The sequence below is a fragment of the Photobacterium indicum genome (assembly GCF_003026215.1).
GTDB lineage: Bacteria > Pseudomonadota > Gammaproteobacteria > Enterobacterales > Vibrionaceae > Photobacterium > Photobacterium indicum.
The window spans coordinates 77,261-92,554 of sequence record NZ_PYOC01000004.1 but is presented as its reverse complement, the minus strand read 5'-3'; the positions used below and the strand labels follow the sequence as shown (position 1 = coordinate 92,554).

Annotated in this window: 14 protein-coding genes and 1 tRNA gene; 9 read left to right on the top strand and 6 right to left on the bottom strand. The window is 41.6% G+C overall.

Annotated elements, in window-relative coordinates; genetic code table 11:
• Window positions 1-33 precede the first annotated feature (33 nt).
• The gene (gene folD, locus C9J47_RS13250; protein ID WP_107253961.1) at window positions 34-891 is read right to left on the bottom strand and encodes a bifunctional methylenetetrahydrofolate dehydrogenase/methenyltetrahydrofolate cyclohydrolase FolD; all 858 of its coding nucleotides are present in this window, start codon (window positions 889-891) and stop codon (window positions 34-36) included.
• Between the two features lie 362 nt (window positions 892-1,253).
• Here folD and C9J47_RS13245 point away from each other — a divergent pair.
• From C9J47_RS13245 to C9J47_RS13205, 8 genes are all read left to right on the top strand, one after another.
• Window positions 1,254-1,330: transfer RNA gene (locus C9J47_RS13245), tRNA-Arg, on the top strand.
• A gap of 593 nt (window positions 1,331-1,923) precedes the next feature.
• On the top strand, window positions 1,924-3,225 hold the full coding sequence (tig, locus tag C9J47_RS13235; protein ID WP_107253959.1) for a trigger factor: 1,302 nt from the start codon (window positions 1,924-1,926) through the stop codon (window positions 3,223-3,225).
• A gap of 105 nt (window positions 3,226-3,330) precedes the next feature.
• Window positions 3,331-3,954: an ATP-dependent Clp endopeptidase proteolytic subunit ClpP gene (gene clpP, locus C9J47_RS13230; RefSeq protein ID WP_107253958.1), complete on the top strand. Its 624-nt coding sequence runs from the start codon at window positions 3,331-3,333 to the stop codon at window positions 3,952-3,954.
• 115 nt (window positions 3,955-4,069) lie between these two features.
• Window positions 4,070-5,350 carry an ATP-dependent protease ATP-binding subunit ClpX gene (clpX, locus tag C9J47_RS13225; protein ID WP_107253957.1) on the top strand — a complete coding sequence of 427 codons (1,281 nt, stop codon included), beginning with the start codon at window positions 4,070-4,072 and terminating at the stop codon, window positions 5,348-5,350.
• A 137-nt stretch (window positions 5,351-5,487) separates the two neighbouring features.
• Window positions 5,488-7,860 (top strand): endopeptidase La, encoded by a 2,373-nt coding sequence (gene lon, locus C9J47_RS13220; RefSeq protein WP_107253956.1) that lies wholly within the window; start codon window positions 5,488-5,490, stop codon window positions 7,858-7,860.
• Between the two features lie 238 nt (window positions 7,861-8,098).
• The gene (gene hupB, locus C9J47_RS13215; RefSeq protein ID WP_006232987.1) at window positions 8,099-8,374 is read left to right on the top strand and encodes a nucleoid-associated protein HU-beta; all 276 of its coding nucleotides are present in this window, start codon (window positions 8,099-8,101) and stop codon (window positions 8,372-8,374) included.
• Window positions 8,375-8,645: 271 nt separating this feature from the next.
• Entirely contained in the window at window positions 8,646-10,517 is a 1,872-nt protein-coding gene (ppiD, locus tag C9J47_RS13210; RefSeq protein WP_107253955.1) for a peptidylprolyl isomerase, read from the top strand.
• 194 nt (window positions 10,518-10,711) lie between these two features.
• Complete coding sequence (locus tag C9J47_RS13205; RefSeq protein WP_245903474.1) at window positions 10,712-10,978, top strand: ComEA family DNA-binding protein; 267 nt, start codon at window positions 10,712-10,714, stop codon at window positions 10,976-10,978.
• Window positions 10,979-11,100: 122 nt separating this feature from the next.
• On the opposite strand, the gene C9J47_RS13200 is transcribed toward C9J47_RS13205, so the two are convergent.
• From C9J47_RS13200 to rrtA, 3 genes are all read right to left on the bottom strand, one after another.
• Complete coding sequence (locus C9J47_RS13200; RefSeq protein WP_107253953.1) at window positions 11,101-11,280, bottom strand: hypothetical protein; 180 nt, start codon at window positions 11,278-11,280, stop codon at window positions 11,101-11,103.
• 96 nt (window positions 11,281-11,376) lie between these two features.
• Entirely contained in the window at window positions 11,377-11,715 is a 339-nt protein-coding gene (locus C9J47_RS13195) for a TehB family protein (protein ID WP_107253952.1), read from the bottom strand.
• 141 nt (window positions 11,716-11,856) lie between these two features.
• A complete protein-coding gene (gene rrtA, locus C9J47_RS13190; RefSeq protein WP_245903457.1) occupies window positions 11,857-12,426 on the bottom strand; it encodes a rhombosortase in 570 nt (189 codons plus the stop codon).
• A gap of 9 nt (window positions 12,427-12,435) precedes the next feature.
• On the opposite strand from rrtA, the gene C9J47_RS13185 reads away from it, so the two are divergent.
• Window positions 12,436-13,089, top strand: coding sequence for a tRNA-uridine aminocarboxypropyltransferase (locus C9J47_RS13185; RefSeq protein ID WP_107253951.1), 654 nt, complete (start codon window positions 12,436-12,438; stop codon window positions 13,087-13,089).
• A 95-nt stretch (window positions 13,090-13,184) separates the two neighbouring features.
• Here C9J47_RS13185 and C9J47_RS13180 read toward each other — a convergent pair whose 3' ends face one another.
• Window positions 13,185-14,552 carry an anti-phage deoxyguanosine triphosphatase gene (locus tag C9J47_RS13180; RefSeq protein ID WP_107253950.1) on the bottom strand — a complete coding sequence of 456 codons (1,368 nt, stop codon included), beginning with the start codon at window positions 14,550-14,552 and terminating at the stop codon, window positions 13,185-13,187.
• Window positions 14,552-15,136: a 5'-deoxynucleotidase gene (gene yfbR, locus C9J47_RS13175; RefSeq protein WP_006232994.1), complete on the bottom strand. Its 585-nt coding sequence runs from the start codon at window positions 15,134-15,136 to the stop codon at window positions 14,552-14,554. The genes C9J47_RS13180 and yfbR overlap by 1 nt, the downstream gene beginning before the upstream one ends.
• Window positions 15,137-15,294: the final 158 nt, after the last annotated feature.

Below are 15,294 nucleotides of genomic sequence, written 5' to 3'. Positions count from 1 at the left end.
AGGCCACTCGCTTTTTTCTTTTCGCCTCTGAGCTTAGTCCGAATGATACTGTTCACAAGCTAATAATGTATTCTCGATTAACGTAGCGACTGTCATTGGACCCACACCGCCAGGTACGGGGGTAATGTATTTTGCTTTTTCACGGGCAACATCATATTCCACATCACCCGCTAGTTTACCGCTATCTAAACGATTGATACCTACATCGATAATTGTCGCCCCTTCTTTAATCCAATCACCTGGAATAAAGCTAGGTTTACCCACGGCAACAACCAAAATGTCGGCTTGTCTTACATGGTGCTCAAGATCTTGAGTGAAGCGGTGACATGTGGTTGTTGTCGCACCTGCTAATAGCATCTCTAATGTCATTGGTCGACCCACAATATTGGATGCGCCAACAATAACAGCATGTTTACCACGTACGGGAATATTGTAACGCTCTAGCAGAGTGATAATGCCTTTTGGCGTACACGAACGGAGTTTAGGAATACGCTGGCTTAAACGACCCACATTATATGGGTGGAAACCATCGACATCTTTTTCCGGGTCGATATGCTCAAGTATTTTTGTGGTATCAATACCTGCAGGCAGTGGTAGCTGTACTAAAATACCATCAATCTCTTTATTGGTATTTAGCTCGTTAATTAATGCTAAAAGTTCTACTTCTTTTGTGTTTGCAGGCAGATCGAATGATTGAGATATGAACCCAACTTCTTCACAAGCTTTACGTTTGCTGCCAACATAAATTTGAGAGGCTGGATCTTGCCCTACAAGTACCACGGCTAAACCAGGTGCTCGTAACCCAGCTTCAACGCGTGCTTTAACGCGTGCGGCTACTTCTTGTCGAACCGTTTGGGCTATTAATTTGCCATCAATAATTTGAGCTGCCATGTTTTTCCTTTTGGGGTAGGGCTAAGAATAAGCAACGCAATTGTCTCAGATAATGTGATTAAGGTCTACCGCGCAAACGTTTGCTTTTTGTTTGTTCGAGCGCATGGCTATCATTAATAGCCAAATGATAGCCATGCCATTGGCTTAAATTACTTAGGAGAGAGAAGAGAGGGGGGATATTTCAGACTTGAATTAAACCATGTTGTTGGAACTTTGACCGCTTAACACTTAAAGTGGAAAAATTCAGGGAAAAGCATTGACCTTGTATCGTAGCGACGTATAATTCTGCCCCGTAACGCAATGTTACGTCAGTGATTTCGTTTTTAGTTATCACCGAACTTAGTTATTAAAAATAACACAGAGCGCCCTTAGCTCAGCTGGATAGAGCACGTCCCTTCTAAGGATGTGGTCGCAGGTTCGAATCCTGCAGGGCGCACCACCTCTTTCTTGTTCATCTCATTTTTTATCATCTCTTTCTGATCATCACATGATTGAAGCATAGTTATCATCATCTGATTTCGTCTTTTCAATACATTATGATTAAGCCGCGTTACACAATCTACGTTGTTTAGCTATAAAGTTATTGATAAGTTCGTTTTTTGAACGATAAATTCGATCCGATAAGATTGAATGTTTTGACTAATCTTTATACTTATCTTGTTTCCCATTCGGTTGTTTTTGCGTCTTTTACGTTGAAAAAGCATGCTTAAAGCAGATTTTTTACTTTTCGCCCTTGAAAATCGAATTTTAGCCCCTATCTTGTCCTGAAGTTGCATTTGATTGCGGTTTGACATTATCAGCCTCGACGGCAAGTGCTCAGATCGCTATAATAGCGCGTTAAATTTCTAGTCCTGTGGCTTTTTGCTCTTTGGAAGATGGTTTATCTTTGGAATTGTTAAGTCAGAAGTACTAGAAATTAGCAGAATTAGAGGTGTTATGGTTTTAGCCGTAACACGAAAGGATGCCACCGTCTTAAATGACTGTTCGGCGACATCACTCAGGAAAACTGAGTAAGATTTGAGGTTTAATAAAATGCAAGTTACCGTTGAAACTACTGAAGGCCTAGAACGCCATCTAACTATTACAGTTCCTGCTGCTAACATTGAAAACGCAGTAACTGCAGAGCTGAAAAAAATTGCTAAAAATCGTCGTTTCGATGGTTTCCGTCCTGGTAAAGCACCGATGAAAATGGTTGCTCGTATGTTTGGCGGTTCTGTTCGTCAAGATATCCTAGGCGAAGTAATGCAGCGTCACTTTATCGAAGCTATCGTTAAAGAAAAAATCAATCCAGCGGGCGCACCTACTTTTACTCCAGTAGACATGGCTGAAGGTAAAGATCTTGTATTTAAAGCTTCTTTCGAAGTATTCCCTGAAATCGCTTTAGCGGGTCTAGATAAAATTGCTGTAGAAAAGCCAGCAGTTGAAGTAAAAGACGAAGACGTGACTAACATGCTTGATACGCTACGTAAGCAGCAAGCAACTTGGTCTGACGTTGATGCTGCAGCAGAAGCTGATAGCCGTGTAACTATCGATTTCATCGGTTCTATCGACGGTGAAGAATTCGAAGGCGGTAAAGCTGACGGTTTCGCTCTAGCTATGGGCCAAAACCGCATGATTCCTGGTTTTGAAGACGGTATCGTTGGTAAAAAAGCAGGCGAAGAATTTACTCTAGAAGTAACTTTCCCTGAAGAATACCATGCTGAAAACCTAAAAGGTAAAGCAGCATCTTTCGCAATCACTCTACATAAAGTTGAAGCACAGGAATTGCCTGAGCTAACTGAAGAGTTCATTGCTAAGTTTGGTGTTCTAGACGGTTCTATTGAAGGTCTTAAAACTGAAGTTCGTAAGAACATGGAACGTGAACTTAAGCAAGCAGTTAAAGGCCGCATTAAAGAGCAGGTTCTTGATGGTCTTGTTGAGCAGAACGATATCAATGTTCCTACTGCTCTTATCGATCAAGAAATCAACGTACTACGTCAGCAAGCTGCACAGCGTTTTGGTGGCGATGCTAAGAACACGCCTGAACTACCACGTGAGCTTTTCGAAGAACAAGCTAAGCGTCGTGTAGTTGTTGGTCTTCTTATCGGTGAAGTAATCAAAACTGAAGAGCTAAAAGCAGACGAAGATCGCGTTAAAGCAATCATCGCTGAAATGGCTTCTGCTTACGAAGATCCAACAGAAGTTGTTTCTTACTACGAGCAGAACGAAAAGATGATGAGCAACATGCGTAATGTTGCACTAGAAGAGCAAGCTATTGATGCGCTTCTTGCTAAAGCTCAGGTTACAGAAAAAGAAGTTGGTTTTAACGATTTAATGAACCAACCAGCAGCTTAATTTGCTGAAATTGCTGTAGAGATTTGACTTTGTTTCGAATCATCTGCTAACAATGGTCCGTGTGAGTCATTTCATTCGGGCCATTTATTTTAGGGAAATAACGTTATGAGCTACCAAGAAAGAAACGCAATGTCTCCAATTACGGATGCGCTGGTTCCAATGGTGGTCGAGCAGACTTCTCGTGGTGAGCGTTCTTACGACATTTATTCCCGATTACTAAAAGAGCGTATTATCTTCCTGACCGGTCAGGTTGAAGATCATATGGCTAATTTAGTGGTTGCACAGCTATTGTTTCTTGAATCTGAAAACCCAGATAAAGATATCTTTCTGTATATCAACTCACCAGGTGGTTCTGTTACTGCTGGCATGTCAATTTATGACACTATGCAGTTTATTAAACCAAATGTGAGCACTGTATGTATGGGGCAAGCATGTTCTATGGGAGCATTCCTGCTAGCTGGTGGTGCAAAAGGTAAACGCCATTGTCTACCTAACTCTCGAGTTATGATTCACCAGCCGTTAGGTGGCTTCCAAGGACAAGCATCGGATATTCAAATCCATGCACAAGAAATTCTAACTATCAAACAACGTTTGAATAACCTACTTGCTGAGCATACCGGTCAACCTTTAGAAATTGTTGAAGGCGATACAGACCGTGATAACTTTATGTCAGCAGATCAGGCGGTTGAATACGGTTTGGTTGATTCTGTTTTGGCGCAGCGTGATTAATTCTTTCTGATGGTTTTGTTGTGCAGCTTTACTGTGTAACGGAGCAAAATAGTAAGAATTGTTATACACTCAAAACAAAGCAATGATGGGTGTAAACCCAAAATGAGGTTAGCGAATGACAGATAAGCGAAAAGAGAGTGGTAGTGGAAAACTGCTGTATTGCTCTTTCTGTGGAAAAAGTCAACACGAAGTTCGTAAGCTAATCGCTGGCCCTTCTGTGTATATTTGCGATGAGTGTGTCGATCTTTGTAACGACATCATTCGCGAAGAAATCAAAGAAGTGATGCCTAAGCGTGATGGCAATGAACTTCCGACTCCGCAAGAAATTCGTACAAACCTGGATGATTATGTTATTGGTCAAAACCATGCGAAAAAGGTTTTGGCTGTAGCGGTATACAACCACTACAAACGTCTTCGTAATGGCGACACTACAAGTGATGGTGTTGAGCTAGGTAAAAGTAATATTCTACTTATCGGTCCTACTGGTAGTGGTAAAACGCTTCTAGCTGAAACGCTAGCACGTATGCTAGACGTTCCATTTACAATGGCTGACGCAACGACGCTGACTGAAGCGGGTTATGTTGGTGAAGATGTTGAAAACATCATTCAGAAGCTGCTACAGAAATGTGATTATGATGTAGCTAAAGCTGAGCGCGGTATTGTTTATATCGATGAGATCGATAAGATTTCTCGTAAGTCTGATAATCCATCAATTACGCGTGACGTATCTGGTGAAGGTGTTCAGCAGGCGCTATTGAAATTGATTGAAGGTACAGTGGCTTCTGTTCCACCACAAGGTGGTCGTAAGCATCCTCAACAAGAGTTCTTACAAGTAGATACTTCTAAGATTCTATTTATCTGTGGCGGTGCATTTGCAGGCCTAGATAAAGTTGTTGAGCAGCGTGTCGCAACGGGTACGGGGATTGGCTTTGGTGCTGATGTTCGTTCAAAGAGCGAAGAGCGTACAATCAGTGACTTGTTTAAGAAAGTAGAACCAGAAGATTTGGTTAAGTACGGTCTTATTCCTGAGTTTATTGGTCGTTTGCCTGTAACAGCAACGTTGACTGAACTTGATCAAGATGCATTGGTTCAAATTCTTCGCGAACCAAAAAATGCATTAACTAAGCAGTACGCTGCGCTACTTGAGCTTGAAAATGTTGAGCTTGAGTTCCGTGACGATGCATTAGTTGCGATTGCACGTAAAGCAATGGACCGTAAAACTGGTGCCCGTGGCTTACGTTCAATTGTTGAGGCTGTTTTACTTGATACAATGTATGAACTGCCATCGGCTGTTGGTGTAAGTAAAGTTGTTATTGATGAGTCTGTTATCAACGGCGAGTCAGAACCACTTATGATTTACGAAAACACCGAAAATCAGGCGGCTGGTGCTGAATAAGTGTCTAATAACTGCACATAATGAATAAAAAAAGGAGGCTTTGGCCTCCTTTTTTGTTTTCTGTTACTTCTCCCGTTGAATAATAGTGGGTTACCCCCATATACTCATTAAAGAGACCAAAAGGAAGAGAGAAGCATATGAACCTGGAGCGTTCCGAGCGCCTTGATATTCCGGTTCTGCCACTGCGTGATGTGGTGGTATACCCTCACATGGTGATTCCATTGTTTGTGGGACGGGAAAAATCAATTCGTTGCCTTGAATCAGCAATGGATAACAATAAACAAATTTTACTGGTAGCTCAGAAAGAAGCTGCCACAGATGAACCTGTAATTACAGATTTGTACGATGTAGGTACAGTTGCCACTATTCTGCAGTTATTGAAATTGCCAGATGGGACGGTGAAGGTTCTGGTTGAAGGTCAGCAGCGTGCGACGGTTGAAAATCTCGTCGATAATGAGTTTTTCAGCGCGCAAGCCGAATTTTTGGTTACACCAGAAATGGATGAAAGAGAGCAGGAAGTACTGGTACGTACTGCTATCAACCAATTCGAAGGCTTCATTAAGCTGAATAAGAAGATCCCACCAGAAGTGCTAACGTCTTTAAATGGTATTGATGAAGCGGCACGCCTTGCTGATACCATTGCTGCGCACATGCCTTTGAAGTTGGCAGATAAACAGAAAGTACTCGAAATTATCGATATCACAGAGCGTTTAGAGTTCTTGATGGCGATGATGGAATCTGAAATCGATTTGCTTCAAGTTGAAAAACGCATTCGTGGACGCGTTAAGAAGCAAATGGAAAAGAGCCAGCGCGAGTATTATCTAAATGAACAAATGAAAGCCATCCAAAAAGAATTGGGTGAGCTTGATGATGCACCAGATGAATTTGAATCTTTAAAAATAAAGATTGAAGCATCTAAGATGCCAGCGGAAGCGAAAGAGAAGACAGAACAAGAGCTTCAAAAGCTTAAAATGATGTCTCCTATGTCTGCGGAAGCAACTGTCGTGCGTGGTTATATCGACTGGATGCTGAGTGTGCCTTGGCACAAGCGTTCTAAAGTGAAGCGCAACTTAGCGAAAGCTGAAGAAGTGCTGAATGCCGATCACTACGGCTTAGAACGCGTTAAAGAACGTATTCTTGAGTATTTAGCGGTTCAAAGCCGTATTAATAAGCTGAAAGGTCCAATTCTTTGTCTTGTTGGTCCTCCTGGTGTAGGTAAAACGTCACTAGGTCAGTCTATTGCTGCCGCAACTGGACGTAAGTACGTACGAATGGCGCTAGGCGGTGTTCGTGATGAAGCTGAAATCCGTGGTCACCGTAGAACGTATATTGGTTCTATGCCGGGTAAGCTGATTCAAAAAATGGCTAAGGTTGAGGTGAAAAACCCACTGTTCTTATTAGATGAAATCGACAAAATGTCATCTGATATGCGTGGCGATCCAGCTTCTGCTTTACTTGAAGTATTAGATCCCGAGCAAAACAACGCTTTTAACGATCATTACTTGGAAGTTGATTACGATCTTTCTGATGTAATGTTTGTCGCAACGTCTAACTCAATGAATATTCCAGGTCCATTACTTGATCGTATGGAAGTTATTCGTCTGTCGGGTTATACCGAAGATGAGAAGTTAAATATTGCGAAAAATCACCTACTCGATAAGCAGATTCAACGTAATGGCTTAAAAGTGGGCGAGATTGAAGTTGAAGATTCAGCGTTAATCGGCATTATTCGTTACTACACACGTGAAGCGGGTGTACGTAGTCTTGAGCGAGAGATTTCAAAACTTTGTCGTAAAGCAGTAAAAGAAATTTTATTGAATAAAGACGTCAAGAAAGTCACGATTAATCAAGCTAACCTTAAAGACTACCTTGGTGTGCAGCGTTGTGATTACGGTAAAGCCGATGAAAGCAATCGTATTGGTCAAGTGACAGGTTTAGCGTGGACTGAAGTCGGTGGTGATTTATTAACCATCGAAACGGAGTCAATGCTAGGTAAAGGTAAGTTGACCTACACGGGCTCACTCGGTGATGTGATGCAAGAGTCGATTCAAGCAGCAATGACCGTTGTAAGAGCACGTGCAGAGCGTTTAGGTATTGCTACCGACTTTTACGAGAAGCGTGATATTCACGTTCACGTACCAGAAGGTGCAACACCAAAAGATGGCCCAAGTGCTGGTGTCGCAATGTGTACGGCACTTGTTTCTAGTTTAACAGGTAACCCTGTTCGTGCTGATGTTGCAATGACGGGTGAAATAACCCTACGTGGTGAAGTGTTGCCAATCGGTGGCTTGAAAGAGAAACTGTTAGCAGCCCACCGCGGTGGTATTAAAACTGTCATCATTCCTAAAGAGAATGAACGTGACTTGGAAGAGATTCCAGCTAACGTAATTGCTGATTTGCTCGTGCGCCCAGTACGTTGGATTGATGAAGTGCTAACGATAGCGCTGCAGAATAATCCAACAGGCATTGAACTGGTAAATGCCCCAAATAGTGATGTGCAGCAAAGTTAAGTAAAGAAAAGACGCTTTCAAGTGCGAAAAGCCTTGTCAGCGTTTTTTTGTCTGGCTATAAGTTAGGTCTAATTCGCTGTTAGCTCAATAATATCAATGCATACACTCAATCTTGGGTTGTTGTATTGGCATAATAAAGCTTGATAAATATTTTGGTTGTCCGCTGTGAAAGCTCAAATGAAATGGGTTTTCGCAAACAAGGTTGCTTACGGACAATGTTCATAGAGGGGATGAAATCGTGAACAAAACTCAGTTAGTTGATAAAATCGCAGAAAGTGCAGATATCTCAAAAGCGTCTGCAGGCCGTGCTCTAGATGCATTCATTGATGCTGTATCTGGTACATTGAAAGATGGTGATCAGGTTGCTTTAGTGGGTTTTGGTACCTTCTCAGTACGTGAACGTGCAGCACGTACAGGTCGTAACCCTCAAACGGGTGAAGAAATTCAAATTGCAGCAGCGAAAGTACCAGGCTTCAAGCCAGGTAAAGCACTTAAAGATTCTGTAAATTTATAAGCGTCTGCAATATTAGCTCTTGTGATAGAGCTGGGCAATTAGCCTTGTGTTTACGTTGTGTGAAATTACAGCACAAAGATTATTGTCGGTTGTTTATACAATTAGACAAATCTGATGAGGCGCATCGTGTAGATGCGCTTTTTTTACTTTATACTGGTGTAATTTATATCAGATGATATTGCGGTAGACAATTAGCGAGATTAGTTGATTGTTAGCGCAGGCATTACTCACAGTACCATATCAGCTAGACATGTAGGAGATACGGCAGATTATGATGGAACGATTGCGCGAAGGCGTTAACAGTATTTGGGTTAAGGTTATTCTTGGCTTAATTATTTTTTCTTTTGTTTTTGCCGGGGTCGGTAGTTATCTAGCCGGTGGTAGCCAGCCAGCTGCAGCAAAAATTAATGGCACTGAAATTAGCCAAAACGAATTTGAACAGGCTTACCAAAATGAGCGCAACCGAATGCAGTCACAGCTTGGTGACTACTTCTCGACGCTATTAGGTGATCCTGAGTATGTTAAGCAGTTCCGTCAAAGCGTTCTTGATCGCATGATCAATGACGTATTGATCGAACAACGTGCTACAGAGCTTGGTCTTCGCATCAGTGATGAGCATATCCGTAAAACGATTACCTCAATGCCTGAATTCCAACGTGATGGCCAGTTTGATAATGACTCGTACACCATGTTACTGCGTCGTTCAGGTTTCACACCTGATCAGTTCGCGGAATACATGCGTACAGACATGCTGCGTACGCAATTCTTAACCGCAATTCAGGGTAGTGACTTTGCTCTAGATAGTGAATTAACAGCACTTCGCAAGTTAGAAGCTCAGCAACGTGTGGTTCGTAGCCTTACATTAGACCTTGCTGACTTTACTAAAAATGCAACGGTGACTGATGAAGAAGCTAAAGCATTTTATGAGCAAAACCCTCAAATGTTCACTCGTCCTGACCAAGTGAAAGTTGCGTATATCGAGCTTTCTGGCGAAGGTTTAAAAGATACGCTGGATGTGTCTGATGAAGATGTAAAAGCGTATTACGAAGAACATAAAGATAAGTACAGTTCTGTTGAGCAACGTCAAGTTAGCCACATTTTAGTTCAGGGCGACAATGCAGATGCGAAAGCAAAAGCTGAAGCGCTTAAAGCTGAACTTGATGCTGGTGCTGATTTTGCTGAGCTAGCATTATCATCATCTGATGACACATACAGTGGCAAAGATGGCGGTAAGCTAGATTGGTTTGAACGTGGCGTGATGGATCCTGCATTTGAAGATGCTGCATTTGCTCTTGCTAATAACGGTGATATTTCTGGTGTTGTTAAATCGTCTTTCGGTTACCACATCATCAAATTAGACGCAGTTAAAGCTAGCCAAGTTAAACCATTTGCAGATGTTAGCGCAGAAATCATTGTAGAGCTTCGTGAACAGCAAGCTGCTGAACACTTCTACGATATGCAGACAAAGTTAGCGGAAACAGCATTCGAGATGCCTGACTCGCTAGACGACGCTGCTGCTGTCGTGAATGCAACGGTTCACACAACAGATTTCATCTCGCAAACTGATGCACAAGGTGTATTGGCTAGCCCTGCGGTTATGCAAGCATTGTTCAGTGCTGAAGTACGCGAAGATGGTTTAAATTCTGATATTATTGAGATTGCACCAGAGCACGTGGTTGTTGTACGTGTTGATGATTCTCGTGACGAAATGGTATTACCATTTGATGACGTTTCTGCAAAAGTGAAAGCGCAACTTGCAAGCCAGAAAGGCGAGCTGAATGCACAAGCTAAAGCAGACGATCTTATTGCAGCACTTCGTGTAGGAAATACAGATGCGCTTGAAGCTGAAGGTTTAAGCTTCGGTGAAGAGCAAACGATCAGCCGTTCAGGACCTGATCGTATGGTTTCTCAAGTGGCATTTAGTTTAACTAAGCCTACTAATGATAAATCCGTGTACGGTATGACGCGTGACGCTGCTGGTAACGTTCAAATTATCGCCCTTGATAAGGTGATTGATGTTGATGTTACTAAAGAGGCAATCAGTAGTGATTTTGCTAAACAGGTTGAGCAAATGAATGCGCAGCAAGATGTGGCTGCAACACTTCAAGCGCTTCGCGATACTGCAGAAGTAAGTTATCCATAATTGGATACATCTGCAAATTAACTGAAATTGATATTTTTATTAACGGGTCGCCATTGTGCGACCCGTCGTTTTTATACTGTAAAAACGTTTTTAAATCTTCCCCTTCGTTTCTGTCTTCAGTTATAACCACTGTGGTTTATCACTAAGTACTTAATTGAATATACAAAGGAATAGAAATGAAGACGATGATTAAAATGGCACTATTTTCAATATTTTTACTCTTAGCACCGTTAAGTCAGGCTGCTAATGAGTACGAAGGAATTGAAATAAAAGTTAATATTAATAATGCAAACGCAGAAGAATTAGATAAGTTGTTGGTTGGAATTGGTCCTGAAAAAGCTGAAAGTATCATTATCTACCGTAAAGAAAATGGAAATTTTCAGACCGCAGATGATTTGATCAACGTGAAAGGTATTGGTTCTTCAACCGTTAATAAAAACAGAGAAAGAATTGAATTATAAATGACTGGTAGATAACACCGAGAAGGAGATAAACGTAGTACTCCTTCATGAATGGATGCACAGCTTCGACAGGAGAGGTTGTTATTTTGTAAGTTGACTCTGTTAATCGATGAACGCTAATTCTATGTCTTCTGATAAGTAAATGCAGCCCGAGCGGTAGATAAAAACATGTTGTAGCCATAGCACTGGTATTCGCTCATTAGTACCTGTGCATTTTCTAATGAAAATTTATATTTACCTCGCTTACCCACTCGAACAATTCCCTCTGGTAGTTTTATATTCACACGATATAGAGCTGTCATTACGTTACCTTTTTGAATTTAAAGAAAGTACAGATAAACCTTCCTTGGTTATATGAATTAAAAAAACAATGACTTAATTATTCTTTTGAGCAGTCACTACTTCTTTGCATTAAATAGTGCTTGGCCCGTTTTATCTTTGTTTGACCAAAAATTAATGTTGAATTGGGCATCATTAGATAATTCGACACGATGCCAGTATTCAGGAGGGCTGGTCGCAAACTGCCCTGCGTGAATAGCAATGATGGCTTCTGGCTCTGTCGCATTCTCATCCGCAAAACCATAGTAAGTGACAGTGCCTTCCATTACGCAAAGCTGACCGAAAACACCTTCAGCGGTATTGTGATGAGAGAGCAAAGCGGCTGGTACATTATCTTTGGTAAAGAAAGGAGTCGAACGTTGTATTTTCCAATTTTTAGGGATGCGTAAGTGGCTCATAATTAACCTCACTGATAACAAATGCATGCTGACCATAGGAAGTGATTCATCGATCACTTAAGATGTATTCATAATACACCTATCAAGGGGCGATTCAAGATCGATTCTCATTTGCATTGAGTGAAAGTAGTATTGATTAGGTTAATTGTGTGTTTCTTCAGTACCTTGTTGGGATGAAAAAAAGCGGAGAAAGCCTGACAGTGAACCTATTAACGCGCCAATTAAGTGTGCTTCGGTTGCCACACGAGCCCCAATTAATGCTTCTGAGCTTGGCGATCCGCCATAAGCTTGCTCCCAGGCAATCTTGATGATTACCCCTACAAATAACAGCCAGCCACCTTTAGTTTTTGTGCGTATATCATTAATGGCCCCCCAAGCAAATATGCCATGCAATACGCCAGATAATCCAGCGTACCATTGCATGTTAGTGGCGAATATTCCGCCGCCTATTCCGATAGAAAGCACAATGATTAAAGCGGTGTAACGCTTGGCATTAAAATGGGCACGAAAAATAAAACTAATAATTAGGAGTGCTAATGTATTCATTAACAAATGTGCCCAATTGGTATGTGTTAGATTTCCTGTTAATATCCGCCATATTTCACCCTGAAGAATCGCATTACGATCCCAAGCAAGCCAAGGCTGAAGTGTGGGTATTTGCGCAACAAGGCAGATAGTAATGACGAGAAATAAATACGTACGAATAGACAAGGCAACCTCATGAGTCGATATTGTGGACAGTGTAAAAAGGCTAAAAAAGCCTGTATTTGTCACTGGGTTCAGGTCATTGATGCTAAAACTGAATTATGGATATTACAACATCCATCTGAGATTAATCGAGCGATTGGCACAGCGCGAATACTTACTTTGTCATTGCCGAACGCACATCTATGGGTGGGTGAAGATTTCTCTGAACACGATGAAATAAATGCCTTGCTCAGCGATAAAAATAGAGATGTGTGGATAGTCTACCCTGGGGATGGCTCAATCCCTATTTCTCAACTCGTTACGTCTTCGTTATCAATGCACTCTGATACAGTGAAAGAGGGGGTGTCGAATAAGATCCGAACATTAATTCTATTAGATGGGACGTGGAAAAAAGCGTTTAAGATGTGGCAGCTATCAAGTAATTTACAGCTATTGCCAACCGTTAATCTTGATAATGCTGACAATGGTAATTATCGCATCCGTAAATCACCTAAAGATCAGGGGGTTTCAACGGTAGAAGCGGGTTATTTAGCGTTAATTGCACTTGAAGAACACCCTGAAAAATTTCAACCATTATTAGATACCTTCAATAAGATGATTGATTTTCAGATTCAGCAGATGCCTGAAGGTGTTTATCAGAAAAATTATGGCGCTTCTAGCAACTAGCGCTCTGTATGCGAGTTAACCTCAAAATGCAGTTTTTTTGCTGAAACGAGCATCTTGAGGTTATCTGGGGATAGGGTTCAACTTACCTTTAACGTTTATAAACCATGCCCTTCATTGCCAATCGCGATTGCAGCTGTTGGTTGGAAAAGGGTGCTATACAATCGTTGAGCAAATCCATCGGTCATTCCTGAAATGTAGTCAGCAATTATACGGTGTGAATTTTCATTTTGCTCAACGGCGTGTAGCCAACGCTCTCGGGTATTTTCTGGCAGTAAGCGTTCTGGATCTGATGCAAAGGCATCAAATAATTCCATCACTAACTGCTGGCCTTTGTATTCAGATAATTGAATTTCAGGCTTTTGCACCACATAAACGCTGACGAATTGCTTTAATACATCGAGTGCGCGTTCCATTGGTTCAGTTAAAAAAGCGTTCCATTTCAGTAATGGTTCTTCAAAGCAATCAATGCCATCTTGAATCGTTGGGCCAATGTGAATGGATGTAAGTAGAGCATTTACCATTGCACCAATCGCATCTTTGCGTTGGTAATGCGTGCCGAACAAGTTTTTACTCAATTGCGTAATGCGTTCTTCTAACCAAGTGTCACCACATTCTGCCAACTTACTGGCTACAGCATTTTGCCATTGCTCTCGGTTTACAATCCCCATCACAATGGCATCTTCTAAATCATGCACACCATAAGCAATATCGTCGGCTAGCTCCATGATCGAGCAATCAAGCGACTTGAAGCGGGTTTTCTGGTGTTCGAGTGGTGATGACCGTTCAGCGCGCATCTGCTTAAACAATGCTTTGTCGTGATCAGACAAGGCTTCAAGCACCCATTGGAATGCCTTATTATCATCACTATAAATTCCTTTAGCTGGGTGCCAGTCTTTGGCTTTAAGGTGACGGAAATTACTGACGTCGTTAGGGCGATCTGTGGCTTGAGTCTCTTGAATATAAGCCGGATATTTAAGTAAACCCAGTAGGCTGCGTCTAGCGAGGTTCATTCCGTGGTGTTCGGTGTAGGGCTCTAGCAAGGTAACAATACGAAATGTTTGAGCATTACCTTCAAAGCCGCCGTGATCGCGCATCATGTAATTTAAAGCGACTTCACCACCATGACCAAAGGGAGGATGGCCAATGTCATGAGCAAGGCAGATACTCTCCATTAAGCTATTTGACGGTAATAAATCACGAAAATCTGGTTGTTTGATTTTTAATTGAGCAACAATACCCGTACCGATCTGCGAAGCTTCTAAGGAGTGCGTGAGACGAGTGCGATAGAAATCATGATTGCCCGCACCGTGTACTTGCGTTTTTGCTTGTAAGCGTCGAAAAGCGGCGGAATGCAGAATACGGGCGCGATCTCGTTGATACACAGAGCGATGATCGTTACGGCGCATTTTTTGTTCGTTACTCTTTCGTTGTTCCCAGCCAGGTGATAAAACAAAAGTAGTCATTAACTGATGTCATCCAGTGTTAAATTAAAGCTCTCTACAAACGTGTTAAGGAAATATTCCATTTCAGGTGTAGAACGTGTTTGTAAGGTTTTTTCTAAGCGCTTTTTCGCTTGGGTAAATTCGTGATTACCAGCATTGAGCTCTTCAAGGCACTTCAGATAGGCACATAATGAATCCGCTTGTTTCACTATCACATAGTCATCTTTATTGATGCAATGGCTATCAAGCAGTGGCGCATAATCTTCCTGAAATTCTTCTGGTAACATAGATAACAATTTTTGCTCTGCTGCCAATTCGATTTTTTTGTATTCCTCTGCAATCGCAGGGTTGTAATACTTGATCGGGGTTGGCATATCTCCAGTCAATACCTCGCTGGTATCGTGAAACATACCTAAAAGAGCAATACGTTCTGGATTGGTATTACCATCAAATTTTTTATTTTTTATCAGTGCGAGAGCGTGAGCAACAAAAGCAACTTGAAGGCTATGTTCTGAAATGTTTTCAGTTGATACACAACGCATTAGTGGCCAACGCTGAATTAGGTTCATGCGTGCTAGGTGCGCGAAGAAATGACTTTTTTCCATATCGGATGATCCTATTTCAGAAAAGAAAGACCAGTGGCTTGGGTATAATATTAAAGGTAACAGAAAAAGGCTAAAAGCAGGTAAACAAAAGCCCCAGTAATAACTGAGGCTTATAATCTAAAATGATGTTGATGCTGAGGAACGTTAAACGACTGTGT

What these genes read in the sequence shown, in the direction of transcription:
- folD (WP_107253961.1), bottom strand. Translation starts at nt 891, where the DNA reads ATGGCAGCTCAAATTATTGATGGCAAATTAATAGCCCAAACGGTTCGA.
- tig (WP_107253959.1), top strand. Translation starts at nt 1,924, where the DNA reads ATGCAAGTTACCGTTGAAACTACTGAAGGCCTAGAACGCCATCTAACT.
- clpP (WP_107253958.1), top strand. Translation starts at nt 3,331, where the DNA reads ATGAGCTACCAAGAAAGAAACGCAATGTCTCCAATTACGGATGCGCTG.
- clpX (WP_107253957.1), top strand. Translation starts at nt 4,070, where the DNA reads ATGACAGATAAGCGAAAAGAGAGTGGTAGTGGAAAACTGCTGTATTGC.
- lon (WP_107253956.1), top strand. Translation starts at nt 5,488, where the DNA reads ATGAACCTGGAGCGTTCCGAGCGCCTTGATATTCCGGTTCTGCCACTG.
- ppiD (WP_107253955.1), top strand. Translation starts at nt 8,646, where the DNA reads ATGATGGAACGATTGCGCGAAGGCGTTAACAGTATTTGGGTTAAGGTT.
- C9J47_RS13205 (WP_245903474.1), top strand. Translation starts at nt 10,712, where the DNA reads ATGGCACTATTTTCAATATTTTTACTCTTAGCACCGTTAAGTCAGGCT.
- C9J47_RS13200 (WP_107253953.1), bottom strand. Translation starts at nt 11,280, where the DNA reads ATGACAGCTCTATATCGTGTGAATATAAAACTACCAGAGGGAATTGTT.
- C9J47_RS13195 (WP_107253952.1), bottom strand. Translation starts at nt 11,715, where the DNA reads ATGAGCCACTTACGCATCCCTAAAAATTGGAAAATACAACGTTCGACT.
- C9J47_RS13185 (WP_107253951.1), top strand. Translation starts at nt 12,436, where the DNA reads ATGAGTCGATATTGTGGACAGTGTAAAAAGGCTAAAAAAGCCTGTATT.
- C9J47_RS13180 (WP_107253950.1), bottom strand. Translation starts at nt 14,552, where the DNA reads ATGACTACTTTTGTTTTATCACCTGGCTGGGAACAACGAAAGAGTAAC.
- yfbR (WP_006232994.1), bottom strand. Translation starts at nt 15,136, where the DNA reads ATGGAAAAAAGTCATTTCTTCGCGCACCTAGCACGCATGAACCTAATT.